Source organism: Novosphingobium sp. fls2-241-R2A-195 (assembly GCF_030209485.1).
GTDB classification, from domain to species: domain Bacteria; phylum Pseudomonadota; class Alphaproteobacteria; order Sphingomonadales; family Sphingomonadaceae; genus Novosphingobium; species Novosphingobium resinovorum.
Genome location: NZ_JARVRY010000017.1, coordinates 94357 through 117696, shown reverse-complemented (window position 1 = coordinate 117696; position 23340 = coordinate 94357). Strand labels below are relative to the sequence as shown.

The 23340-nt window shown below is 68.3% G+C and carries 19 protein-coding genes; 7 read left to right on the top strand and 12 right to left on the bottom strand.

Annotated features, from left to right (window positions below; all coding sequences use genetic code 11):
• Positions 1-4: 4 nt before the first annotated feature.
• From QRN25_RS14010 to QRN25_RS14000, 3 genes are read right to left on the bottom strand one after another with little or no spacing between them, the layout of a single operon-like run.
• Positions 5-1261, bottom strand: a complete 1257-nt coding sequence (locus tag QRN25_RS14010; RefSeq protein ID WP_285019959.1) for an acyl-CoA dehydrogenase family protein — start codon at positions 1259-1261, stop codon at positions 5-7.
• Complete coding sequence (locus tag QRN25_RS14005; protein ID WP_285019958.1) at positions 1258-2520, bottom strand: acyl-CoA dehydrogenase family protein; 1263 nt, start codon at positions 2518-2520, stop codon at positions 1258-1260. Before QRN25_RS14005 ends, QRN25_RS14010 begins: the two co-directional genes overlap by 4 nt.
• A gap of 15 nt (positions 2521-2535) precedes the next feature.
• Positions 2536-3639 carry an LLM class flavin-dependent oxidoreductase gene (locus QRN25_RS14000; protein WP_285019957.1) on the bottom strand — a complete coding sequence of 368 codons (1104 nt, stop codon included), beginning with the start codon at positions 3637-3639 and terminating at the stop codon, positions 2536-2538.
• 477 nt (positions 3640-4116) lie between these two features.
• On the opposite strand from QRN25_RS14000, the gene QRN25_RS13995 reads away from it, so the two are divergent.
• The gene (locus QRN25_RS13995) at positions 4117-4749 is read left to right on the top strand and encodes a peroxiredoxin (protein ID WP_285019956.1); all 633 of its coding nucleotides are present in this window, start codon (positions 4117-4119) and stop codon (positions 4747-4749) included.
• A gap of 26 nt (positions 4750-4775) precedes the next feature.
• Positions 4776-5486, top strand: a complete 711-nt coding sequence (locus QRN25_RS13990; RefSeq protein WP_285019955.1) for a glutathione binding-like protein — start codon at positions 4776-4778, stop codon at positions 5484-5486.
• A gap of 52 nt (positions 5487-5538) precedes the next feature.
• Here QRN25_RS13990 and QRN25_RS13985 read toward each other — a convergent pair whose 3' ends face one another.
• The gene (locus tag QRN25_RS13985; protein ID WP_285019954.1) at positions 5539-5841 is read right to left on the bottom strand and encodes a hypothetical protein; all 303 of its coding nucleotides are present in this window, start codon (positions 5839-5841) and stop codon (positions 5539-5541) included.
• A 78-nt stretch (positions 5842-5919) separates the two neighbouring features.
• On the opposite strand from QRN25_RS13985, the gene QRN25_RS13980 reads away from it, so the two are divergent.
• On the top strand, positions 5920-6249 hold the full coding sequence (locus QRN25_RS13980) for a hypothetical protein (protein ID WP_285019953.1): 330 nt from the start codon (positions 5920-5922) through the stop codon (positions 6247-6249).
• Between the two features lie 209 nt (positions 6250-6458).
• Here QRN25_RS13980 and QRN25_RS13975 read toward each other — a convergent pair whose 3' ends face one another.
• Both QRN25_RS13975 and QRN25_RS13970 read right to left on the bottom strand, forming a co-directional pair.
• A complete protein-coding gene (locus QRN25_RS13975; protein WP_285019952.1) occupies positions 6459-7448 on the bottom strand; it encodes an aldo/keto reductase in 990 nt (329 codons plus the stop codon).
• Positions 7445-8290, bottom strand: a complete 846-nt coding sequence (locus tag QRN25_RS13970; protein WP_285019951.1) for an amidohydrolase family protein — start codon at positions 8288-8290, stop codon at positions 7445-7447. Before QRN25_RS13970 ends, QRN25_RS13975 begins: the two co-directional genes overlap by 4 nt.
• Positions 8291-8394: 104 nt before the next feature.
• On the opposite strand from QRN25_RS13970, the gene QRN25_RS13965 reads away from it, so the two are divergent.
• From QRN25_RS13965 to QRN25_RS13950, 4 genes are read left to right on the top strand one after another with little or no spacing between them, the layout of a single operon-like run.
• Positions 8395-9243 (top strand): fumarylacetoacetate hydrolase family protein, encoded by an 849-nt coding sequence (locus QRN25_RS13965; RefSeq protein ID WP_285019950.1) that lies wholly within the window; start codon positions 8395-8397, stop codon positions 9241-9243.
• Positions 9244-9302: 59 nt separating this feature from the next.
• A complete protein-coding gene (locus QRN25_RS13960; RefSeq protein ID WP_285019949.1) occupies positions 9303-10031 on the top strand; it encodes an SDR family oxidoreductase in 729 nt (242 codons plus the stop codon).
• A gap of 35 nt (positions 10032-10066) precedes the next feature.
• Positions 10067-12076, top strand: a complete 2010-nt coding sequence (locus QRN25_RS13955) for a right-handed parallel beta-helix repeat-containing protein (protein ID WP_285019948.1) — start codon at positions 10067-10069, stop codon at positions 12074-12076.
• Entirely contained in the window at positions 12076-15261 is a 3186-nt protein-coding gene (locus tag QRN25_RS13950; protein ID WP_285020032.1) for an alpha-L-rhamnosidase, read from the top strand. The genes QRN25_RS13955 and QRN25_RS13950 overlap by 1 nt, the downstream gene beginning before the upstream one ends.
• Positions 15262-15402: 141 nt before the next feature.
• Here QRN25_RS13950 and QRN25_RS13945 read toward each other — a convergent pair whose 3' ends face one another.
• From QRN25_RS13945 to QRN25_RS13920, 6 genes are all read right to left on the bottom strand, one after another.
• Complete coding sequence (locus QRN25_RS13945) at positions 15403-17457, bottom strand: glycoside hydrolase family 2 protein (RefSeq protein WP_285019947.1); 2055 nt, start codon at positions 17455-17457, stop codon at positions 15403-15405.
• 10 nt (positions 17458-17467) lie between these two features.
• Positions 17468-19093: a rhamnogalacturonidase gene (locus tag QRN25_RS13940; RefSeq protein ID WP_285019946.1), complete on the bottom strand. Its 1626-nt coding sequence runs from the start codon at positions 19091-19093 to the stop codon at positions 17468-17470.
• 212 nt (positions 19094-19305) lie between these two features.
• A complete protein-coding gene (gene lldD, locus QRN25_RS13935) occupies positions 19306-20436 on the bottom strand; it encodes an FMN-dependent L-lactate dehydrogenase LldD (protein ID WP_285019945.1) in 1131 nt (376 codons plus the stop codon).
• Positions 20433-21233, bottom strand: a complete 801-nt coding sequence (locus QRN25_RS13930; RefSeq protein WP_285019944.1) for a kinase — start codon at positions 21231-21233, stop codon at positions 20433-20435. Before QRN25_RS13930 ends, lldD begins: the two co-directional genes overlap by 4 nt.
• Positions 21217-22176 carry a 2-hydroxyacid dehydrogenase gene (locus QRN25_RS13925; RefSeq protein ID WP_285019943.1) on the bottom strand — a complete coding sequence of 320 codons (960 nt, stop codon included), beginning with the start codon at positions 22174-22176 and terminating at the stop codon, positions 21217-21219. Before QRN25_RS13925 ends, QRN25_RS13930 begins: the two co-directional genes overlap by 17 nt.
• The gene (locus QRN25_RS13920) at positions 22173-23339 is read right to left on the bottom strand and encodes a fumarylacetoacetate hydrolase family protein (RefSeq protein ID WP_285019942.1); all 1167 of its coding nucleotides are present in this window, start codon (positions 23337-23339) and stop codon (positions 22173-22175) included. The genes QRN25_RS13925 and QRN25_RS13920 overlap by 4 nt, the downstream gene beginning before the upstream one ends.
• Position 23340 lies beyond the last annotated feature (1 nt).

Here is a 23340-nt window from a genome sequence, read left to right as displayed (position 1 = left end):
GCGGTCACGCCTCGGCGGGGCGGCGGATCGCGGCGGCCGAGTATTCGTGCGGCGGCGTTCCGTTGAGGTAGTAGTCGCCCACGTGATGCAGGCGCCAGCGGACCGGATCATGCGTGGTGTGAACGCGAACGTCGGCCCAGAAGCGGTCGAGGTTGAACTTGCGGTACGAGGAACTGGCCCCCAGCAGCGAGAACATGTCGCTGGAGATCAGCAGCGCCGCCTCGTCGGTCTTCACGCGCGCGGCGGCGACGGCGAGGATGAGTTCGTCGTCGAGGTCGCTCGGGCGCCCTTTCGCGTTGTATGCATCGTAGAGTTCGGCCGCATCGCGCAGCAGCGATTCCGCCACGCGCAGCGCCACCGCATAGTCGCCGATGCGCTTGATGATGAGCGGTTCCTGCACCGCGCGCTCCACCTCGGCATCGATCCAGACATTGGAGTTGTTGCCCAGGTAGTGGATCGCTGCCTCGAACGCGCCGCGCGCGATGCCGGCATCGATCGCGGCGTGGTTGATCTGTGCCCAGGTGAGGCCGGTGCGCTCGGGCTTCTGCGGGGCGCCGGCGCCGGGCAGGCTGACCTGCCAGTCCTCCAGCACGAGGTTCTCGAAGCGCACGCCGCCGCTCACCGAATGGCGCTGGCCGAACGAATGCCAGTCGTCGTCGAGGATCAGGCCCGGCGTGTCGCGGTGGACGAGGAAGCCGATCTGGCCGTCTTCGGTTTTCGCGCCCGAGGATATCCATTCGGCAAGGTAGCTGCCGGTGGCGTAGAACTTGGCGCCGTTCACCACCCATTGCCCTTGCGCATTGCGCGCGGCGCTGGTGCGGATATCGAACTTGTGCTTGCCGCCCACTTCCGCCGCCGCATGGCCGAGGCGCTTGCCGGCGGCGATATCGGCGATCACGCGGCGGCGCAGCGCGTCGTCGGGACGGCGCAAGATGCCGCGCAGCATCATGTTGTGGATCTGCACCAATTGGCCGACGCCGCCGTCCGCCGCTGAGATGATCCGCGTGATCTCCACGATCGTGGCTACCGACGCGCCGATGCCGCCTTCCTCGGGGGAGAGCGCCACGGTGGTCACGCCCGAGCGTTCGAGGATCGCGCTCTGTTCGTGAGGGATGCGGCTGCGCTCGGCCGGGTCGGCGGAGATCGCCGCGATCAGTGCGGCGGCTTCGTGCGCGGCGGCGATGGCGGCGGCTTCGTCGGCGAAGCGCGGGGCGAACAGGGGCTCGCGGTCGAGCAGGTCGGTGGCGGGCTCTGTGCTCACAGCGCGTTCTCCTTGGTTGCGGCGTTCGTCGCGATGGCGATCTCCTGCTGGCGCAGCCTTGCGGCGCGGCCGTATTCGTCGGGCGGGACGCCGTTCAGGTAGTAGTTGCCGATGTGATAGATGCGCCAGCGGATCGGATCGTGCGTGGTATGCACGCGCGCATCGGCCCAGAAGCGCTGCAGGTTCCAGCGATCGAGCGTGGAGTTGGCCCCCGTCAGCGCAAACAGGTCGCTGCCGATGAAGATCGAGGCTTCGTCCGACTGCGCGCGCGCGGTGGCGGTGGCGAGGATCAGTTCGTCCTCCAGCGCGCGGTTGCCGGGATCGGCCTTGAACCGGTCGAAGGTGCGCGCCGCATACCGCAGCGCCGATTCCGCCGCGCGCACGGCGACGGCATATTCGCCGATCCGCTTGATCGTGTGCTGCTCGTCGGCGGCGCGGGCCAGACCGGATTCGGGCCAGGCCCGCATATTGTCGCGGATGTAGGCGGTCGCCGCTTCGAGCGCGCCGCGCGCGATGCCGGTGTCGATCGCGGCGTGGAGGATCTGCGGCCAGGTCAGGCCGGTGCGCGGCATGAAGTCCGGCGCGCCGCCGCCCACCTGAGCCTTGGGGGCGAAGCGGGGATCGACCTCGATGTTGTCGAAGCGGACGCTGCCGCTGACCGAATGCTGCTGGCCAAAGGCATGCCAGTCGTCCTCCAGCGTCAGCCCCGGCGCATCGCGGTGGAGCAGCACTCCGACCGGGCCTTGGTCGCTGGTGGCGGAGATCGAGATCCACTCGGCGAGGTAACACCCGGTGGCGAAGGTCTTGCGGCCGTTGAGACGCCAGATGCCCTGTTCGTCCAGCGTCAGCCGGGTGCCACCGCCCTTGCCCTTGCCTTTCCCTTCGGCCAGCGCGTTGCCGAAGCGCTTGCCGGCGAAGATGTCCGCCACCAGCCGGGCGCGGAACGCATCGTCGGGGCGCGAGAAAACGCCGCGGATCATCACGTTGTGGATCTGCAGGATCTGCCCGACCCCGCCGTCCGCCGCCGAGATGATCCGCACCGTCTCCACCACCGTCTCGATCGAGGCGCCGAGGCCGCCGAACTCGCGGGGTACGTAGATGCTGGTTACGCCCGAGGCGGAGAGGATCTCTGCGGCCTCATGCGGCACCTTGTCGTTCAGCGAGGCATCGCGGGCGAGCAGGGCGATCTTCGCTGCGGCGGCGTGCGCGGCGGCGATGGCTTCGGCCTCGGAGGCGAGCCGGGGGGGCTTCGTGGTCATCCCTTGAGGCTCCGGTCAGGCGGTCTGGAGGGCGGGAGCGCTGGTCTTCGCAGCCGCTTCCTCGCGGCGGCGCACTTCCTCGCGCACGGCGGGGATGATGTAGCGGCCGTAGTCCACGGCATCGTAGATCGGCTCGTAGCCGCGATTGAGGAAGGTGGTGACGCCGATGTCGTAGTAGTCGAGCAGCGCCTCCACGATCTGGTCGGGGGTGCCGACGAGCGAGGTGGAATCGTGGGTCGCACCGACGGCGGTGGCGGTGCCGAACCACAGGCACTTGTCATGGCGATCGCCGCGCTCGGCAGCGGCGAGGAGGCGCTTGGTGCCGGTGCCCTGGACGCCGTGGAACAGCGGGTTGGGGGCGGCGTTGCGGCGGTTGCTGGCGAGTTTCTCGGCGATTTCGTGGGCCTTCTCCCACGCCTGCGCCTCGGTCTTGCCGATGATGAGGCGGGCCGAAAGGCTGACGCGCGGGGTGGGCTTGCCGATCGCGGCGGCGGCGGCCTTCAGCTTGCCGATCTGTTCCTTGACGTCGGACAGAGGCTCGGCCCAGAGCGCGTAGAGATCGCAGTGCCGCGCGGCGACGTGATAGGCCGCGTCCGACGATCCACCGAAGGACACCGGCGGATGCGGCTGCTGATACGGCTTGATCGGCGAGTAGACGTTCCTGAGCTGGTAGTACTTGCCGTCATGGTCGAACGGCGCGTCCGAGGTCCAGGCCTGGCGCAGCACGTCGAGGTATTCGCTGGTGCGCGCGTAGCGTTCGTCCTTGTCGGTGAGGAAATCGCCGAGGCCCGGTTCGGCGGTGATGCCGGTGATGGCATGGACCCGGATGCGGCCCTCGGTTACGTGATCCAGCGCGGCGAGCGCCTTGGCACCGTGCAGCGGCGAGAGCGGGCCGGGCCGGAACGGGATCATGAAGCCGAGCCGCTCGGTGACCGAGGCGGCGAACCCGGTGGCGACGATCGATTCGCCGCCAGCCAGCATGAGCACCCGGTCGAAACCGGCATTCTCGTGCACCCGTGCCAGATCACGCAGGAAGTCGAGATCGATGTTCTGGCCGCCGCTCGGCGGGCCAAGGAACTGGTTCTGGGCGGCAAGTGCTCCGACGAATTCAACTGGCATGGTCACCCCTGTGCTGGCGCGCTGCGCGCATTCGCGGCATCCTAATCAAGAGCCGTGCCAGTTTGCGCTGATCGCACGGTATGCGCGGGTTGAGAGGATGCGGGCGAACGGTTGCCACGGCGGTCGTTCAAAATGCAGCAGTGGGGCGATGCCCGGATGGTCAAAAACGAACAGCTGCGGCGTGCCAAGCGCGGCTAGGGCGGAGGCAAAGAAATCTTGCCGTTGACTTGGACCCTGCCGGGCATAGTCTCGAGCTTGCCTGAACAGCTGATACCTCCGCTTTTCCAGGCCTCGACGGCGGGCCGCGCGCGGCGCCGTTCTTTCGCGCCTCACCGCGCCGATGCCCGGACGACAGCGTCAGGCACCGCACTCTCTTCTCCTCACGCAGCCTCGCGGGATGTCTCGCGAGGCGCCGTAGCCCGATCCCGTCGGCCTCTGCGTCACCCGCGCGCGGCCTGCTCCGAAAGGTTTCCACCGATGTCTCTCAAGCTCTCCGACACCGTGCCCGATTTCACCCAGGATTCGACCGAGGGGTCGCTGGGCTTCTACGACTGGGCGGGTGATAGCTGGGTAGTCCTGTTCTCCCATCCGAAGGACTTCACCCCGGTCTGCACGACTGAACTGGGCACCGTCGCGCGCCTCAAGCCTGAGTTCGAGCGGCGCGGGGTGAAGGTCATCGGCCTGTCCGTCGACGGCGCCGACAGCCATGAGGAATGGTCGAAGGACATCGCGGAGACGCAAGGCACGGCGCTCAACTTCCCGCTTATCGCGGACCACGACCGCAAGGTGTCCGCACTGCTCGACCTGATTCATCCCAATGCCTCGGACACGACCACGGTGCGCACCGTGCTGGTCATCGACCCGGCGAAGAAGCTGCGCCTGACGCTGACCTATCCAGCCTCCACCGGCCGCAACTTCGCCGAGATCCTGCGCACGATCGACAGCCTGCAACTGACCGACAGGCACAAGGTCGCGACCCCGGCGGACTGGCAGCAGGGCGGTGAAGTCATCATCGTTCCCTCGCTGGGCGAAGCGGAGGCCAGGGCGCTGTTCCCGGACGGCTGGACGGAACAGAAGCCCTACTTGCGCCTCGTCCCCCAGCCGGCCTGAAGCCGGCCTGCGAAGAAAGCCCCGCCATGATCGACCTCTATTACTGGACCACCGCGAACGGTCACAAGATCACGATCTTCCTCGAGGAGACGGGGCTTCCTTACCAGATCACCCCGGTGGACATCGGCCGGGGCGAGCAGTTCCTGCCGTATTTCCTGTCCATCGCCCCGAACAACCGCATCCCCGCGATCGTGGACGACGATCCCGCGGATCGCGGGCCGCCGCTGTCGGTCTTCGAATCCGGTGCGATCCTGCTCTACCTTGCGGAGAAGACCGGCAGGCTGATCCCGCAGGACCTGCGCGGCCGGAGCGAGGCGGTGCAATGGGTGTTCTGGCAGATGGGCGGACTCGGCCCGATGGCGGGGCAGAACCACCATTTCCGCCATGCCTCCCCCGAGCAGATTCCCTATGCGGTCGAGCGCTACACCAACGAGACCAACCGGCTCTACGGCGTCCTGAACAAGCGCCTCGCCGACCGGGAGTACCTCGCCGGGCCGGACTATTCGATCGCCGACATCGCCAGCTATCCGTGGGTCGTGCCATGGCAGCGGCATGGGCAGTCGCTCGACGACTTCCCCCACCTGCGCCGCTGGTTCGAGGCTATCGGCGAACGCGAAGCGGTGGCGCGCGCCTATGCGCTCGTCGCCGAGATCAACCCCGATGCCAACGCCCCTCAAGGCGAAGAAGCAAAGCGCATTCTCTACGGGCAGACGGCTTCGACGGTGAGCGCAAGGTAATGCCGTGGAGCCGGAAGGTAGGGAACAATGACGGCTTGACAGATATTCTCAATTAAATAACTTGAGAATTGTCGAGATCGACATCCGATCCATGCCAGGGATCGGTATGCCGATCGAAAATATGAGAAAGGGCGCCAGGATGACTCAGTCCCGCAACGATTTCCATGTTTTCCGCCGCGGTCTGGAATGGGCCGTGACGCTCCATGGAATTGCACTCGATGTCTTCGCCAGTCAGAAGGCGGCGCTGAACCGCGCCATCGACGCCGCGCATCAGATCGGCATGCAGGGCCGCGACGCGCAAGTCCTGCTGGTCGAGGACAATGCCGCGCCCCGCCTGCAGTGGGTCTTCGGTCATCATCCCTATCCCCCGACCGCCTGAGCGGGCGAGGTCAAACCGCATCTTGTTGTAACGAAAGACCTGCAGGAGGCTCGAATGATGGGTGTACTCCATGCTGATAACGCTGCGACGAGCGATGCCGTCGCTGATTTTTCTGAGCGCAAGGGGCCGTCATTTCGCCGGGCCCGCGATATTCTACGGCAAAAGAGCCAACTCACCCTCGACCAGTTTCACGAACTGGATAAACTTTTTGCCGATATATCTCCCGCTCAGTTCACCAATTTGATGACAGATGATCAGCATCTGCAACAAATCCGACAATACGAAATCCTGGCGTGGCGCCATCCGCGGGCTGCAGGCCCCATTGTCGCAGTTCTGCTGCTGGCCATAGCCTTCTCCGCAGTTGTAGCACTATGGGGAATATGATGCGTTGATCTCAGACATGCTGATCACGCGATTATTATAATATTTCGCTGATTCCGTGTTGCCTCGTATCCGCGCGGTATTGTCGCTCCGTCCCGAAAATCCAGGCCGCTCCTGACCCGAGGGCGCTTACGGTGATCGGATTTGCCCGATCCTCTACAGCGTCGATGATGTGACTGGAAGCGACGTCCTGGTGGATGATGGATGGCGTACTAAGCGGCCCGCTTGTCGATCAGCGTGGCGGCGAGTGCCTTCCAGAACGTTTCGGGGATCGGTGTGGCGGCGAGGGTTACGGCGCTTGCCAGTTCGTCGGGAGAGGCGATGCCCGGGATCACCGCCTCGACCACCGGATGCCGGACGGGGAATTGCAACGCCGCGGCGGCAAGCGGTATGCCATGTTGCGCGCAGAGGTCCTCGATCAGCCCGACCTGTGCGACCACGTTCGGCGGGGGCGCTCCGTATTCGTACTGGGCGGGCGCATGATGCCGCACCCCGCGCGCGAGAATGCCCGAATTGAACGGCGCACCGGCGACCACTTGCACGCCGCGCCGCGCGCAGAGCGGGAACAGTCCGTCGAGCGGCGCTTGTTCCAGCAAGGTGTAGCGGCCTGCCAGCAGGATCACGTCGAGGTCGGCGTGGCCCAGCACCTCCTCGCACACCGCCGTTTCGTTGACGCCCAGCCCGATCGCGCGGACCGCGCCGCTCGTTCGCAATTCCTGCATCGCGCGCAGGCCGCCGCCGAGGAATTCGCGCATCCGATCCTCGTGTGCGTCCCCGTGGGCATAACGGCCGATGTCGTGTGCCAGCAGTATGTCGATGCGGTTGCGGCGCAGGCGCTTCAGGCTGGCTTCGTACGAGCGCATGACCGCGTCGTAGCCGTAGTCGAACACGCTCTCGAACGGCTCGGGGGAGACGAAGCCCTGCCGGGCAGCGGAAAGATCGGCGTCGGGGGCGGGATCGAGTTTTCGGCCGATCTTGGTCGAGATCACGGCCTCGCTTGCCGGGTCGAGCGCCGCCAGTGCTTCTCCCAGACGCTTTTCGCTGAGGCCGAAGCCGTAGTGAGGCGCGGTGTCGAAGTAGCGCAGCCCTGCAGCCCAGGCGGCTTCGATCACGGCGAAGGCCTCGGCGTCGGTGACGGGGCGATAGAGGTTGCCGATGGCGGCCGAGCCGAAGCCCAGCGTTCCGGCGAAAAGAGGGGTCATGGGTGCTCCAGTCCGTAGAATTCGCGGGCCGCGCCTTCGAACAGGCGGGGGAGATCGGTATCGTCGTCGAATGCGCCGACGAGCATTAGCGTGTCGCGCAGCCAGTCGGCATAACTGTCGCCCATGTGGCGCAAAACCGGCCAGTCGGAGCCCCACATCGTGCGTGGTCCGAAGCAGGCCAGCACATGCGCTGCGTAAGGCGCCAGCGCGGTGGCCTCCTGCCCCGGCGCCTGCTGCGTCCGCAGGCCCGAGAGTTTGCACCATACGTTCGGCAACTGGGCCAGGGCCGCAAGATCGTCGCGCCAGGGATCGAGGGCGCCGTTTGCTGCGTCGGGCTTTCCGGCATGGTCGATGACGATGGGCAGCGCCGGCCAGCGCCGCGCGAAGCTGGCGAGGGCGGGCAGGTGGCGCGGCTCCACCAGTGCGTCGAAGCGCAGGCCATGCGCGACCATCGCGGTGATGGCGGGCGCGACGGCGTCGCTCAGGATCCACTCGCTGTCGGCGATTCCCTGCAGCATCGGGCGCAGGCCCCGGCACTTGGGCTCGCGCCCGAGTTTGGCGACGCGCGCGGGTGCGTCCGCCGTGTCGAGCGCGGCCCAGGCGACAACGCCCAGTACCCTCCGCTCGGTCGCGGCGAGAGCGAGGAGCCAGTCGGTGTCGCGATCGTCGGGCTGCGACTGGACGAGGATGGTGCCAGCCAGCATGATGCCCGCCGTTTCCGCAGCGAGATCGGGCGGCAGGAAGTCGCGATGGAGCAGGGGCCAATCGGCATTCGGCCAGGCGCATTCCGGCGCATCCACGCGCCAGAAATGCTGATGGGAATCGAGGACGCGCAAATCCATCGGCGCACCTTGCGGCCTTGCATCGGAGCTAAACATACTACATCATACAACATGACATGCGGCTGTCCATGCCGCGTTGGGATGATGCAGAAAGGAAGTTCCGAATGAAACTGTGCCGCGTTGGGGAAGCCGGCCAAGAGCGCCCCGCGATGATCGATGCCGAGGGCGGCATCCGCGACCTTTCCGGCCATGTCGCCGACATCGGACCCGATGCGATCGGCGCCGAGGGGCTGGCGCGCCTTGCCGCGATCGATCCGGCCTCGCTGCCGCTGATCGACGGGGCGGTGCGCTATGGCCCCTGCGTCGGGGGCACGCGGCAGTTCGTGGCGATCGGCCTCAACTATGCCGACCACGCCGCCGAATCGAACCTGCCGATCCCCGAGGAGCCGGTGGTCTTCAACAAGTGGGTCAGCTGCATCCAGGGACCGAACGATCCCGTCCCCGTCCCGCCCGGCTCGCGCAAGACCGACTGGGAAGTGGAACTGGGCGTCATCATCGGCACCGAGGCCTATCAGGTGGACGAGGCCGCCGCGCTCGATCACGTCGCGGGCTACTGCGTCATCAACGACGTGTCGGAGCGCGAGTGGCAGCAGGAACGCGGCGCCACCTGGGACAAGGGCAAGGGCTTCCCCGGCTTCGGCCCGATCGGCCCGTGGCTGGTGACGGCCGACGAAGTGGGCGATCCGCAGGCGCTGGCGATGTGGCTGGAGGTCAACGGCAAGCGGGTACAGGACGGCAGTTCCGCGACGATGATCTTCACCGTGGCGCAGATCGTCTCCTACCTCAGCCGGTTCATGCGCCTGCTGCCGGGCGACGTCATCACCACCGGCACGCCGCCGGGCGTCGGCCTCGGCCAGAAGCCGGAGCCCTGGTATCTGAAAAGCGGCGACGTGGTGACGCTCGGCATCGAGAAACTCGGTAGCCAGCGGCAGGAGTTCGTCTCCGCCGATTGACACCGCGCGCACCATGCGCTTAAATCATCATACGTATTATGTAATGATGGAGAGAGGGCATGGGGCGTTTGGCGGGCAAGACCGCGCTGGTCACGGCGGCCGGGCAGGGCATCGGCCGGGCCAGCGCGGAAGCGTTCCTGCGCGAAGGCGCGCGGGTGATCGCGACCGACATCCGCTATGACGTGCTGGCGGACTTCGCCGGAGCCGAAACGCGGGTGCTCGACGTGACCGACCCTGCAGCGATCAGGGCGATCGCTGCCGCGCATCCCGAGATCGACGTGCTGTTCAACTGCGCGGGCTTCGTCCATGCGGGCACGATCCTCGACTGCGACGAGGAGGCGCTGGATTTTTCCAGCGCGCTCAACGTCACCGCGCAGTACCGCATGATCCGCGCGGTGCTGCCGAACATGATCGCGCGCGGCGGCGGATCGATCATCAACATGTCCTCGGTCGCCTCCAGCGTGAAGGCGGTGCCCAATCGCTTCGCCTATTCGACGACCAAGGCTGCGGTGATCGGCCTGACCAAGTCGGTCGCGGTGGACTTCGTGACGCAGGGCGTGCGCTGCAATGCGATCTGCCCCGGCACGGTGGAGACGCCCTCGCTGATCCAGCGCCTGCACGACACCGGCGACTTCGAGCGGGCCTATGCCGATTTCACCGCAAGGCAGCCGATGGGCCGCTTCGGCAGCGCGGCGGAACTGGCGGCGCTGGCGGTCTACCTCGCATGCGACGAGTCCGCCTTCACCACCGGCGCGATCCACGTCATCGACGGTGGCTGGACGAGCTGAAAAAACGACGCTGAAAGAACGACAGGGAGAGTGACATGAACAAGGCCCGCCGCATCGCGCGCCATCTGGCCGTTCTGGCCGCGAGCGTCAGCGCCCTGCCGGCGATGGCGCAGGAGCGGGCCGTCGAGGTCCACGTCTCCCCCGCAGGTGACGATCGCAACCCCGGCACCGAGGCGCGGCCCGTGCGCTCGCTTACCCGTGCGCAAGCGCTGGTGAGACGCAGCAATGCAGGGGCCGACGTGACGGTCCTGCTGGGCGAGGGCACGTACCGGCTCGACGCGCCGCTGGCGTTCCGCCGCGCCGATGGCGGGCAGGGCGGCCACAGCGTGACGTGGAAGGCAGCGGCAGGCGCGCATCCGGTGATCTCCGGCGGGATGACGGTGACGGGTTTCAAGCCCTATGACGCGGAGCGGCGTGTGTTCGTGGCGGACGTTCCCAAGGGCCTCGACAGCCGCCAGCTCTGGGTCGACGGCACCTTGGGCGAGCGGCCCTGGGTGGAACTGCGCGCCGCCGACGTGACCTTCGATGCGACCGGCTTCACGGTGGTGAACCCGAAGCTGGACTGGCTCTCCACGCTGGCGCGGCCCGACCGGGTGGAACTGGAGGCGACCGGCTTCTTCACCGACCGTGTCTCTCCGGTGAAGGGGATCGCGGGAAGCAAGGTCACGATGCAGCAGCCCGCCTGGGACAACAACACCTGGGGCTACGACACGATATCGAAGCCGATCTTCCCGGACGACAGCCGCCTGTTCCTCGTCGGCGCGCCGGAGTTCATCGGCAAGGCGAACGACTGGCATTCGCGCCCCTACCAGTGGGCGATCGACCCGCAGGCGGGCAAGCTCTACCTGCGCATCGGGCTGGACGAGGACATCGCAGGCCGCGAGGTCGTGGTGCCCCGGCTGGAGGCGCTCGTCTCCATCGCCGGCACGCCCGAGGCCCCGGTGGAGCACCTGCGGTTCGAGGGGCTGCGCTTCTCGCACACCAGCTGGCTCGGCCCTTCGCGCCCGACCGGCTACGCCAACCAGCAGAGCGGCGCATTCCTCTACGAGACCTCGCCGATCCGCCCGGCGGACGCGTGGAAGAGCTGCGGCTGGGGCTGCGCCGAGTTCGAATCGATGCGCCAGAAGTGGCACCAGATGCCCGCCGCCGTGCAGGTGGCCGCCGCGCGCGACGTGACTTTCGCGGGCAATACCTTCTCGCAGCTGGGGCAGGTGGCGCTGGGCATCGGCAACGACGCCAACGCCAACCTTTCGGGCGTGGGGCTGGCGACGCAGGGGGTGCGGGTGACGCATAACCGCTTCGCCGTGCTTTCGGGCAGCGCGATCATGGCGGGCGGCGTGCGGATCGAGGCGCACCATCCGGAGAACGCGAACCTCGTGAACCGCGACCTCGCGATCGAGGACAACACCGTCGCTACCGTTTCGCAGGACTACCGCGACAATGCCGCGATCCTGACGACCTACATCTCCGGCGCGCGCATCGCCCACAACGACATCACCGACGCGCCTTACGACGGCATCGCGGTGGGCTGGGGCTGGGGCTACAACGACGCGGGCGGCAACCCGAACTACGACGAGAACGCGAAGGGCTACGTCCACAACACCAGGTTCACCACGCCCACCACGCTGCGCGACACCGTGATCGAGGGCAACCGCATCCACGGCGTGAAGACCTGGTTCATGGACGGCGGGGCGATCTACAACCTCTCTGCCAATCCCGGTGCGGTGATCCGGGGCAACCACATCTTCGACATCGGCAACAAGATCGCGATCTATCTGGACGAGGGATCGAAGCACTTCCGCGTCACCGGCAACGTCGTCGAGACCGGGGGCAAGTGGCTGAACATCAACACGGCGGGCGCGATGTACAAGCGGCGCATCTCCACCGACAACGTGGCGAACGGCAACTGGCACACCGTCAACACCACCGGCGGCCGCTGGCTGGAAGAGATCGGCAACACCGCGAAGGACAACACGCTGGTCCCCGATCGCAACTGGCCCGCAGCGGCGCAGGCGGTGATCGACAGCGCGGGGGTGCGCAAGTGATGGGCCTCGACCGCCGCGCGCTGCTCAAGGGCGCGGGTGCGCTGGGGGCAACCGTAGGTGTGCCGCTGCATGGCGCACTTGCACAGGATGCGGCGGCCTTGCGCATCGTCGATCTGCGCGCCGAGGGGCTGGTCGATCCCATCGGCCTCGACATGCAGGACGTGCGCCTGTCGTGGCGGCTGGAGAGCGGGCGGCGCGGGGTGGAGCAGGTCCGCTGCGAAGTGCAGGCCGCCTCCACCCGCGCGCTGCTGGAAGCGGGCACGCCGGACTTGTGGCACGCGGGCGAAGTGCTCACCCGGCGCAGCATGGACATGGGCTGGCTCGGCGCGCCGCTGAAGTCGCGCCAGAAGGTCTACTGGCGCGTGCTGGTGCGCGACGATGCGGGCACGCGCGCCGCCAGCCCGGTTGCCAGCTTCGAGATGGGCCTGCTCGACAATGCGGACTGGCAGGCGCAGTGGATCGAGGCGCAGACAGACCTCGAACGCGCCGACCGCGCCGCCGGGCTCGTCTGGATGCGCGGGGACCGCACTGCGGACGACAGCCCGCGCTTCTTCCGCATGGTCTTCGACCTCGACAGAGCAGGGGAGGTGACGCTGTTCACCGGGGCCAACTTCAAGTCCACGCTCTGGCTCGACGGGGAGCAGGTGCAGGTGCCGCTGGGCTTCAAGCGCTTCGGCATCGACCCGGTGGAGGCGACCACGCGCCAGCTTGCGGCAGGCCGCCACGTCCTCGGCTTCCGGGTGGAGAACCCGCGCGGCTTCAACGGCCCGAAGATCCACGAGATCGCCGCCACCGCCATGATCCGCAGCCCCGCGCGCCGCATCACCAGCGAAGGCATGCGCACCGCGCTTCATGCGGGCGAGGGCTGGTCGACGGTCGGCTTCGACGACAGCCGCTGGGACAAGGCCGCCCGCTCGGCCCAGCAGCCGCAGGGTTTTCCGCGCAGCGGCGCGTACATGCTGCGCCGCGAGTTCAGGCTGGGTAAGCCGGTGCGGCAGGCGCGCCTGCGCATGACCGCGCTGGGTGCCTACGTGGCCGAGATCAACGGGCAGCGGATCAGCGACGTGTGCCTCGCACCCGAAAGCAGCGACTTCCGGTTCACCGCGCTCTACCGCACCTATGACGTTACCGCGCTGCTGCGCCCGGGCGCCAACGCCATCGGCGCGATGCTGGGCGAGGGATGGTACGGCAGCTATCACGCCCCCGCCGGTCGCTATGCCTTCGGCGACCCGCCGCTGCGCCTCTTCGCGCAGCTGGAGGTGGAGCACACCGACGGCACTCGCTCCATCGTGACGACGGACAAGGACTGGCAACTGCGCCCCGAAAGCCCGGTGACGCAGGCCGAGATCTACTACGGCGAGGACTACGATGCGCGGCTCGAACAGCCGGGCTGGTCGCAGGCGGGTTTCCGGGGTGCGGGCTGGGTGCCCGCGCGCATCGGCAGGACACCGCCCTGTGCACTCGTCTCCCATGTCGGACCGCCGCTCAGGCCGATCGAGCGGATGGCGGCGAAGTCGATCACCAGCCCAGGCGGGGACCGGCACGTCGTCGACTTCGGGCAGAATTTCGCGGGCTGGGTGGAGCTGAAGACCAGTGGCCGGGCGGGGCAGCAGGTCTCGCTCAAGTTCGCGGAGATCCTCGGGGCCGATGGCGCGATCGATCAGGCCAACTTGCGATCGGCGCGCTGTGCCTGTCTCTACACCCTGCGCGGCGATCCGGCGGGCGAGACTTATCAGCCGCATTTCACCTACTTCGGCTTCCGCTATGTCGAGGTCAGCGGCCTCGGCCGCGCGCCGACGGAGGAGGAGATCGCCGGGATCGTCGTCTCCAGCGCCTTGCCTGAAACCGGCCGCCCGCTGATCGGGAACCGGATCATCCAGGGCCTGTGGCAGAACAGCCGCTGGAGCCAGCGCTCCAACTTCTTCGGTGTCCCCACCGACTGCCCCCAGCGCGACGAGCGGCTGGGCTGGACCGGCGACGCCAACGTGTTCTGGGACGCGGCGGCCTTCACCATGGACGTCGGCCCCTTCACCCGCCGCTTCATGGGCGACATGCGCGATGCGCAGGGGCCGCGCGGGGAATTCCCTGACTATGCGCCCTCGGGCTGGCAGGACCAGTTGCTCGGCGCCTCGCCGGGCTGGGCGGATGCGGGGGTGATCCTGCCGTGGACGGTGTGGCAGCGCTATGGCGACACCGCGATCGTCGATCGCAACTGGTCGGCGATGACGCGCTACATGACGTTCATCGCGCAGAACAATCCCGACAAGGTCTGGCGGACCTTGCGCGGCTACGACTACGGCGACTGGGTGGCGCTCGACGCGAAGGAACCGGGCGACGAGACGACGCCCAAGGATCTGATCGCCACCGCCATGTGGAAGCGCTCGGCGGACGCCATGGCGGACATGGCCAAAGGCTCGAAGCGCCAGCCCGAGGCGGAGCGCCACGCGCAGTTGTCGAAGGACATTGCTGCAGCATTCGGTGCAGCATTCGTTAGGCCGGACGGCAGCGTGGGCAACGGTTCGCAGTGCGGCTACATCCTTGCGCTGCGTTTCGGGCTGGTGCCGGAAGCCTTGCGCGCGGCGGCGACGGCGAGACTGGTGGCCGACATCCGGCGGCGCGGCACGCTGCTGTCCACGGGCTTCCTCGGCACCCCCTTCAGCCTCGACGCGCTGGCCGATCAGCGCGAGCATGCGCTGGTCTACGACCTGCTGTTGCGCACCGCGTTTCCGTCGTGGGGCTATATGATCGCGAAGGGCGCGACGACGATCTGGGAGCGCTGGAACGCCGACATGGCTGATGCCTCGATGAATTCGTACAACCATTATGCGCTGGGCGCGGTTACGGGCTTTGTGTTCCGCCGTATCGCCGGGATCGACCCGCTGGATGCGGGCTTCCTCAAGTGGCGCTTCGACCCGGTGCTGGACCCGCGCCTGCCGCGCGGCGGAGCGAGCTATGACAGCGTGCTGGGGCGCATCGTGACGGACTGGACTTATGCGCCGGAGCGATCCGACGCGCGGTTCGAGGCGCGGATCGTGGTGCCCGCCAATTCGCGCGCCGAGGTATGTTTGCCTGCTCGCTCGGTGGATGCCGTTCGCGAGGGCGGGCGGCCGGTTTCCGGGGTGCAGCGGGGGGACCGCGTGGTCGTGGAAGTGGGGTCGGGGGAGTATCGCTTCACGGCGGCGTGATTCGTCGTCCCGGACCTGATCCGGGACCAAGTTGGACTCAAACCCTCTTCGTCATTGCGAGCGCAGCGAAGCAATCCAGGGCGTGCGTAAACCGCCCTGGATTGCTTCGCTGCGCTCGCAATGACGAAGGGCGGGGGCGTCCTAAGGCCGCGTATCCCAGCGCCACTCCACCGTATCCGCCAGCGCCCCCGACCGCGCCTCCACCCGGTTCGCACCCGGCGCGAGGTCCAGCGGCCACGCCGCGATGTGGTCCGTCACCGGCACTTTCGTCCAGGCGCCGCCGTTGAGGCGCATCTCCACCTCGCTCTGGTTGGTGAAGGCCTGCGCCGTCACCCGCTGCGTCCGCTTGTGCAGGTCGCGGCGGCTGGCGAGGTGCAGCATCGGCGTGTCCGACCAGTTGGCCTGATACCAGTACCAGGCGTCCTTGCGCACCTTGCGGTCCTCGGTGACGAGGCCCTTGTCGTTGATCGCGGGGCGGTCGCCCTCGTTGCGCTTGAACGAGGGAAAGTCGATCCCCACCCATACGAAAGTCGACCACAGGAACGGCCGCTTCTTCATTTCGCGCCAGTGCTTGACGTGGAAGTCGGTCTGCCACTGCTCGGGGTGCCAGTAGCCGTTCGATTCCGGGCGCTTGAGCACCGGGTCTTCCTGATGCAGCACGCTGGCCCCGGCGCCGTATTCGCTGACGCCGATGGGACGGCCGGGCAGTTTGGCGTGGAGTTCGTCGGCCCATGGCCCGATGTCTTCCGCCTGCGTCCAGTACCACCCGAAATAGCGGTTGTACGACACCGTGTCGCTGTGCTGCGCGATGGGATCGTCGTCCGCGAGGCAGCAGTGTGCGTATGTCGTCGGCCGCATGGGATCGAGCGTCTTGGCGGTCGCCTGCAGTTCGGCGAGGATGCGGTTGGAGGCTGCGTCCGACTTGCGGATCTCGTTGCCGATGCCCCACAGCGCCACGGACGGATGGTTGCCGGTCTGCGCGATCAGCTCGCGCATCTGCTGTACGAGGTTCTCGCGGAAGGCGTCGGAAGGATCGTGGTCGTCGATCAGCGGCACTTCGGTCAGCACCAGCAGGCCCAGCTCGTCGGCACGTTCGTATACCCGCTGCGGATGTTGCATATGCGCGAGCCGCAGGCCTGTCGCGCCCATCTCGGCGAAGAGGTTCAGATCCTCGTCGATCTCGGCCGAAGTCACCACCGGGCCGCGCCCGAAGCGGGTGGGCAGTTGCAGGTTCACCCCGCGCAAGGGATAAGGCGCGCCGTTGAGCAGGAACGTGCCGTCCGGCTTCACCGCGACCGTGCGGACCCCCAGCGGGCCGCTCTGGCTGTCGATGACGTTGCCGCCCTCGGTAATTTCGGTGACGACGCGGTAGAGGTAGGGGGCCTTGATGCCCTGCCACAGCCGCGCACTGTGCATGGCCAGGGACTGGTCAAGGCTCTGCCGGGCGCCGGCGCCCAGTGCCACCGCGCGCGAGGCTTTAGCTACCACTTTGCCGCCCGCGTCGAGCACACGGCTGTTCAGGGTGAAGCGCGCGGGCGCGGTGCGGTCGTTGCGCAGCAGGACGGTGAGGCCGACGGTCGCCTCGCGGCCCTTCAGCGCGGTGGTGCGCACGGCAAGGCCCGGCCCTGCATGGTCGAGCCGGTCGAAGGCCAGCGCGTCGCTCTCGATCAGCGTGACCGGGCGGGCGAGGCCGCCGAAGACGTTGAAATCGCCGTTAAGCGGCGCGATCGTGGTGTCTCGCGCGTTGTCTACGCGCACTGCCAGCACGTTGGCGCCGTCGCGCAGGGCCCCGGTCGCGTCGAGGCGGAAGGCGCCGTAGCCGCCCTTGTGCGCGCCCAGTCGCTTGCCGTTGAGCCAGACTTCGGCCTTGAGCGAAACGCCCGCGAACTCCAGCAGCGTGCGCTTGCCGGGTGTGGGCCGGGCCTCGAAGTTCAGGCGATACCAGGCGGGGCCGCGATAGTAGACGCCCTCGGGCTCGCCGCGCGCCTTGGCGCCGCCGATGCCGGAATCGCTCGCGTTGTAGGTGTGGGGGACAGAGACGGTCTGCCATGCGCGGTCGTCGAAGGCGGGCGCCTCGGCCCCGGCGGCGTCGGCCTTGAGGAAGTGCCAGCCCTCGGCCAGCGGGCGCTCGCTCGCGGCGAGGACCGGCAATGGCGCGGAAGCGAGCAGGGCGGCGAGAAGAGGGCGCAGAAGCATCGTCAGTCCTTCAGGAGAGTTTCGCCACATCGCCGATCGCGATGTCGCTGCTGGCGGCGCTGCGCACCGCGCGGGCAGGCTCGTGCGGGGAGCGCAGGCCGTCCACCAGCGCGCCCGCCACGTCGTCGAACACCACGGCGGGCCGCGCGTCGGGCGCGTCCACCGCGAAGGTCACGTCCTTGAGCATCACGTTGCGGGCATGGCGCACATAGAGGCCGTGCGCGGGGAATGCGCCCATGAAGCTGGGTTCGAGGCTGGAGGCGGGCCGCTCGGGAATGGTCCGGCCTGCATCCTCACCCGTGCCGCCGCCGGCCGAGCGGACGTGGACATCCACGAAAGTCACATCCTCGATCGGTGCGCCGGGGTTGCCGACCACGCCGCAGGCATAAGGACCGGGCGCGCCCGAGACGTTGATGCCGGAAAACCGCACGCGCCGCACTTTCGAGGGGCCATTGCCCAGAGGCGCGCGGTTGCGGGCGGCCAGGCGCACGAAGATCGGATGGTTCACCGGATTGCGCAAGTTGATGTCGCGGAAGGTCACGTCCTCCAGCACGCCGCCGTCGATCGCGCCCAGTTGCAGTCCGCGCGTGTTCTCGCAGGTGCAGTCGGCGATCAGGATATTGCGGAAGCCCGTGGCGGAATCGGTGCCCAGCTTGATCCGCCCGAGCACGCCGACGTCGTCCACGGAACGGTAGGTGGAGGGCCGATAGCTGCCGTCCACCAGCGCGCCCAGATCGTAGCCGCTGGTCTTGCAGCCGATCACGGATACCTCCTCGCAGAACACCGGCTCGTTCAGAGCATAGCTGCTCTTGAGGACGATGGCGTCGTCCTTGGGGGCGTTCACCACGCAGTTGGTGACGCGCACGTCGCGGCAGCAGTCGATGTCGATGCCGTCGCGGTCGGTGTCGACGGTCAGGTTGTCGATGGTGACATTGCGCGATCCCAGCACGTAGCAGGCGAAGTGGCCGCCCTGCAGGATCGTGAAGTCGCGCAGCAGGACACCCCGGCAACGCTTGAGCGCCACCGCCTTGTTGCCGCGCCCTTCGTAGGCCATCTCGCGCGGGATGGCGCGGCGGGCGGCATCGGGCGAGAGGCCGAGTTCCTTCGGCGACTTCCACCCCTCGATCCCGTGCCAGCGCGGGGCGGGGCCCTCGCGGTCGAGGCCGAGGCCGTGGATCAGCCCGCGCCCGATGATCGCCACGTCGGTCAGGTCGATGCCCGAGATCAGCGCATTGCGGAAATGGGCGACGCCGTAATCGACGTATTGTTCCTCGTAGACGCCCTCGGGCAAGTCGTAGGCGCCCTTGTGGCGGCGCGGGTCGGCGGCCTCGATCACGCTGCCGGGCATCAGCAGCAGGGTGACATGGCTACGCAGGCGGATCGAGAAGCACAGGTAATGCCCCGGAGGGACGACGACGGTGCCGCCGCCCGCATTGCTCGCGGCGGCGATGGCGCGGTTGAAGGCATCGGAATCGATCGCAGCGCCGTCGCCCTTCGCGCCGTGGTCGCGAACGTCGTGGAAGCCGGTCAAGGCCCCTGTGGCGCGCACCGGCGCCGCGCTCATCGCGAAGGCCGCGCCCATGCCTAGCGTCACGGCGCGGCGGCTGAACTCCGCCCGTTCGATCACGCGGTTCACGTCCTGCTCCCTCAAATTATGTTGTATGATGTATTACATAAACTGATGGAGGTGCCAAGCCGTTGTGAAGGGAATTTACCCGCAGAAGGGCGCTCGAACCGCCGAATTTGAGATCAACACCTTGCCGTCATTGCGAGCGCAGCGAAGCAATCCAGGGCGCACTAGACTGCCCTGGATTGCTTCGCTGCGCTCGCAATGACGAGGTGGGGGGCTTATATCAGCATGTCGCGCCCGATCGCATCCACCGAGGTTACCCCGCTCAGCGCCATGGTCAGCTTCATGCCCTGCGCGATAAGGTCGAGCAGCTTCGCCACCCCGGCCTCTCCGCCAGCCGCCAGCGCGTAGATGTACGCCCGGCCCAGCAGCACGCCGTCCGCGCCCAGCGCCAGCATCCGCACCACGTCGAGCCCGGTGCGCACGCCGCCGTCGACCAGCACGGTCAGCTTGTCGCCCACCGCGTCGGCTATGGCAGGGAGGGCCTCGGCGGTGGAGAGGGCGCCGTCGAGCTGGCGGCCGCCGTGGTTGGAGACGATCACCCCGTCCGCGCCCAGCCGCACCGCGTCGCGCGCGTCCTCGGGGTCGAGCACGCCCTTGACGATCATCTCGCCCTGCCAGAACTCGCGGATCCATTCGAGGTCGGACCAAGTGATCGACGGATCGAAGTTGGCGCCCAGCCAGCCGATGTAGTCGGCAAGGTCGGTCGGCTTGCCGCGATAGTCGGAGACGTTGCCGAGGTCGTGCGGACGGCCGAGCAGCCCCACGTCCCAGGCCCAGCGCGGGTGAGTGACGGCCTGCAGCATCCGCCGCAGCGGGGCGGCCGGGCCGCTCATGCCCGAGTGGGCATCGCGGTAGCGCGCGCCGGGCAGCGGCATGTCGACGGTGAAGACCAGCTTGGTCACCCCCATCGCCTGCGCCCGCTCCAGCGCATGCCGCATGAAGCCCCGGTCCTTGAGCACGTAGAGCTGGAACCAGATCGGCGCGCCGCTGGCGGCGATCACGTCGGCCAGCGGGCAGACGCTGACGGTGGAGAGGATGTAGGGCACGTTCGCGGCGCGGGCGGCGCGCGCCACCTGCAACTCGCCGCGCCGCCGCATCATGCCGCCAAGGCCGATCGGCGCGAGCAGCACCGGCATCGCCAGCTTCTCGCCCAGCAGCGTGGTTTCGAGGCTGAGCGCGGACACATCGCGCAGCACGCGCTGGCGCGGGCGCACGGATTTCAGCGCGGTGCGGTTGGCCTCCATCGTCTCTTCGGAGAAGGCCCCGCCGTCGAGGTAGTGGAACAGGAACGGCGGCAGGCGGCGGCGCGCGGCTTCGCGAAAGTCGAGCGGGGAGGAGACGATCATGCGGGTTCCCTCAGGGATCGGTCGGGTGCGAGGTGCAACACGAGGTCGGCGCGGCCGGGCATCTCGGCAAGGATGTGGCGGGTCAGGCGCTCGTAATGCTGCACGAAGCGGTCGAGCTGCGCGCCGTCCATGACGCGGGTTTCGGTGGCGGAGGTACGGGCGCGCAACGCGTCTTCCTGCTGGCCGCGCCAGCCGCGCACGACCTCGAAGCCCGGCGCGGCGAGCAGGACGAGGCGGTCGATCCGGGCGAACAGGTCTGCGTAGGGGCCGGACAGCGCGGCATTGACGGCGGTGCGCCAGACCGCCTGCGGGTCTTCCTCGCGTTCGAGGGCGTTGACCGGGGCGGCCAGCGCGGCGCTGTCCTGCGGGCGGGCGCCGACGCACCAGCCCTCGAAGATCAGCAGGTCGAGGGCGGCGGGCACGCTCTGGCCTTCGGGGGCAGGCTCGTCGTGCGCCTTGTCGAAGCGGGGGAGGGTTACGGGCGCGGCGGCCAGCACCGCATCGAGCAGCGCGATCCCTTGCGCCACGTCATGCGTGCCGGGCACCCCGCGCGTCGCGAACAGCGGATGAACGTCGCGCGCCAATTGCGCGCGCGCCGCGCGGCCGAGGTAGAGATCGTCGAGCGAGAGGATCGCCACGCGATGCCCTTGCGCGTCCAGCGCGGCCTTGAGCGCCTCGGCCGCCGTCGATTTGCCCGACCCTTGCGAACCGCACAGACCGAGGATCAGCGGGCCGTCGCGGCGTTCCTCCAGCCATTCGCGGACGGCGGCCAGGATGCGCTCAGAGGACGGGGTCAAGCAGCGGTTCCCCGGCGAAGAAGCGGTCGAGGTTGTCGGCGACTTTCATGCCCATCGCCGTGCGCGCCTCGATCGTGGCGCTGCCCAGATGGGGTAGCAGCACGACGTTGGGCAGTTCGACCAGCGCGGGATGCACGTTCGGCTCGGCCTCGTAGACGTCGAGCCCGGCGGCGGCGATGCGGCGCGCGGCCAGAGCCTCGGCCAGCGCCGCCTCGTCGATCAGGGTGCCGCGTCCGGTGTTCACCAGCACCGCATGGGCGGGCATCCGGGCGAGCAGCGCGGCATCGACCATGCGGTGCGTCTCCGGCCCGCCGGGCGCGTGGAGCGAGAGCATGTCGGCCTGCGCCGCAAGGTCGCCGAGGTCCGCGAAGTAGGCTTCGGACGGCATGTCGGGCGCGGGGCGGCGGCTGTGGTAGGCGATGCGCATGCCGAACGCCTCGGCCCGCTTCGCGGTGGCCCGCGCGATCCGCCCGAAGCCGACGAGGCCGAGCAGCTTGCCCGAAAGCGACTGCCCGACAAGGTGCGTCGGCCGCCAGCCGGCCCATGCCCCGCTGCGCAGTTCACGCTCGCCTTCGCCCGCGCGGCGGCTGGCCATGAGGAGCAGGGTCAGGGCGATGTCGGCGGTGGCCTCGGTCAGCACGTCGGGCGTGTTGGTGACGGCGATGCCCTGCTCGCGCGCGGCGGCAAGATCGATGTGTTCGAAGCCGGCGCCGTAGTTGCCGATGATCGCGGCGCGGCGTCCCTCGACGGTCAGCACCGCGCGCGTCACCTTGTCCGTCACGGTGGGGCATACCGCGTCGTAGTCGCGCATCGCCTGTGCCAGTTCGGCTTCGCTAAGCGGCCTGTCGGTGCCGTTGAGTGCCGTTGAGTACCGCGCCTGCAACCGTGCCTCGACGGCTTCGGGCCAGCGGCGGGTAAGCAGGATCCTGGGCCTGTCGCTCACAGCAGTCCGCGCCTCGCAAGATTGCGCATCAGCGCGCCGGGGCCGAAAGTCCAGGGTTCGCAGGCACTTGTGGACGCCACGCGATTGACCAGCGTGCCCAGCTGCGCACAGCCGATCCGCACCACGTCGCCGGGCTTGTGCGTGAACCCGCGCCCCGGCTCGTCACGGTCCTGAGTCGGCGCGAACAGGGTGCCGAGGAACAGCGCCAGTCCGTCTGGATAGCGGTGGTGCACGTTGAGCGCCTGCGCCGCGAGATCCGCCGGAGGGCGGCTGATCTCGCGCATTTCCGAGCGTCCCTGCATGTCGAAGCCGTCTTCTCCGGTTACCGTGAGCGTGAGGCTTAGGGTCTCCACCGATGCGAGGTCAAACCCCCCGTCGAACAGGCGCACGAAAGGCCCCAGCGCAGCGGCGGCGTTGTTGTCCTTGGCCTTGCCGAGCAGCAGCGCGGAGCGCCCCTCGACGTCGCGCAAGTTGACGTCGTTGCCCAGCGTTGCCCCCAGAATTGCGCCGCTCGAGGCGATCACCAGGACGACTTCGGGCTCGGGATTGTTCCAGGTGGAAGCGGGGTGGACGCCGATTTCCGACCCCGCGCCGACGCTGGCCATGGGCTGCGCCTTGGTGAAGATCTCGGCGTCCGGCCCGATGCCGACTTCGAGGTACTGGCTCCATGCCCCCGCCGCGATCAGCGCCTGCTTGAGCGTCTCGGCCTCGGCCGAACCGGGGCGCAGGGCGCGCAGGTCGTCGCCGACGAGGTCGCGGACTTGCGCGCGGATACCGGCGGCGGCCTCGGGATTTCCGCGGGCGCGCTCCTCGATCACGCGCTCCAGCATGGAGGTGACGAATGTGACGCCCGCCGCCTTCACGGCCTGCAGGTCGACCGGCGCGAGCAGCCAGGGCCGCGCGGGATCGCGCACCGCCGGGTCGGTGTTGGCGAGGATCGCGGCGAGGGGGCCAATGTCCTCGCCCTCGGCGGCGCGCAGAGCTGCTGCGGGATCGGGTGCCTCGCACAAGTCGCGTGCGGTGGGGAAGGCGCGGGTCACGTCGGTCAGGCGCTCGCCATCGACACGGACCAGCGAAGGGCCGCTCACATCGGGGCGCCAGACGCGGCCGAACAGCAGGGCTTCGGGATCGGCGGGAAGGATCGCGGCGGGCGAGAGGTCCATG

What these genes read in the sequence shown, in the direction of transcription:
- QRN25_RS14005 (WP_285019958.1), bottom strand. Translation starts at nt 2,520, where the DNA reads ATGACCACGAAGCCCCCCCGGCTCGCCTCCGAGGCCGAAGCCATCGCC.
- QRN25_RS14000 (WP_285019957.1), bottom strand. Translation starts at nt 3,639, where the DNA reads ATGCCAGTTGAATTCGTCGGAGCACTTGCCGCCCAGAACCAGTTCCTT.
- QRN25_RS13995 (WP_285019956.1), top strand. Translation starts at nt 4,117, where the DNA reads ATGTCTCTCAAGCTCTCCGACACCGTGCCCGATTTCACCCAGGATTCG.
- QRN25_RS13990 (WP_285019955.1), top strand. Translation starts at nt 4,776, where the DNA reads ATGATCGACCTCTATTACTGGACCACCGCGAACGGTCACAAGATCACG.
- QRN25_RS13985 (WP_285019954.1), bottom strand. Translation starts at nt 5,841, where the DNA reads ATGACCGAAGACCCACTGCAGGCGGGGCGCGGCATTGTCCTCGACCAG.
- QRN25_RS13980 (WP_285019953.1), top strand. Translation starts at nt 5,920, where the DNA reads ATGATGGGTGTACTCCATGCTGATAACGCTGCGACGAGCGATGCCGTC.
- QRN25_RS13975 (WP_285019952.1), bottom strand. Translation starts at nt 7,448, where the DNA reads ATGACCCCTCTTTTCGCCGGAACGCTGGGCTTCGGCTCGGCCGCCATC.
- QRN25_RS13970 (WP_285019951.1), bottom strand. Translation starts at nt 8,290, where the DNA reads ATGGATTTGCGCGTCCTCGATTCCCATCAGCATTTCTGGCGCGTGGAT.
- QRN25_RS13965 (WP_285019950.1), top strand. Translation starts at nt 8,395, where the DNA reads ATGAAACTGTGCCGCGTTGGGGAAGCCGGCCAAGAGCGCCCCGCGATG.
- QRN25_RS13960 (WP_285019949.1), top strand. Translation starts at nt 9,303, where the DNA reads ATGGGGCGTTTGGCGGGCAAGACCGCGCTGGTCACGGCGGCCGGGCAG.
- QRN25_RS13955 (WP_285019948.1), top strand. Translation starts at nt 10,067, where the DNA reads ATGAACAAGGCCCGCCGCATCGCGCGCCATCTGGCCGTTCTGGCCGCG.
- QRN25_RS13950 (WP_285020032.1), top strand. Translation starts at nt 12,076, where the DNA reads ATGGGCCTCGACCGCCGCGCGCTGCTCAAGGGCGCGGGTGCGCTGGGG.
- QRN25_RS13945 (WP_285019947.1), bottom strand. Translation starts at nt 17,457, where the DNA reads ATGCTTCTGCGCCCTCTTCTCGCCGCCCTGCTCGCTTCCGCGCCATTG.
- lldD (WP_285019945.1), bottom strand. Translation starts at nt 20,436, where the DNA reads ATGATCGTCTCCTCCCCGCTCGACTTTCGCGAAGCCGCGCGCCGCCGC.
- QRN25_RS13920 (WP_285019942.1), bottom strand. Translation starts at nt 23,339, where the DNA reads ATGGACCTCTCGCCCGCCGCGATCCTTCCCGCCGATCCCGAAGCCCTG.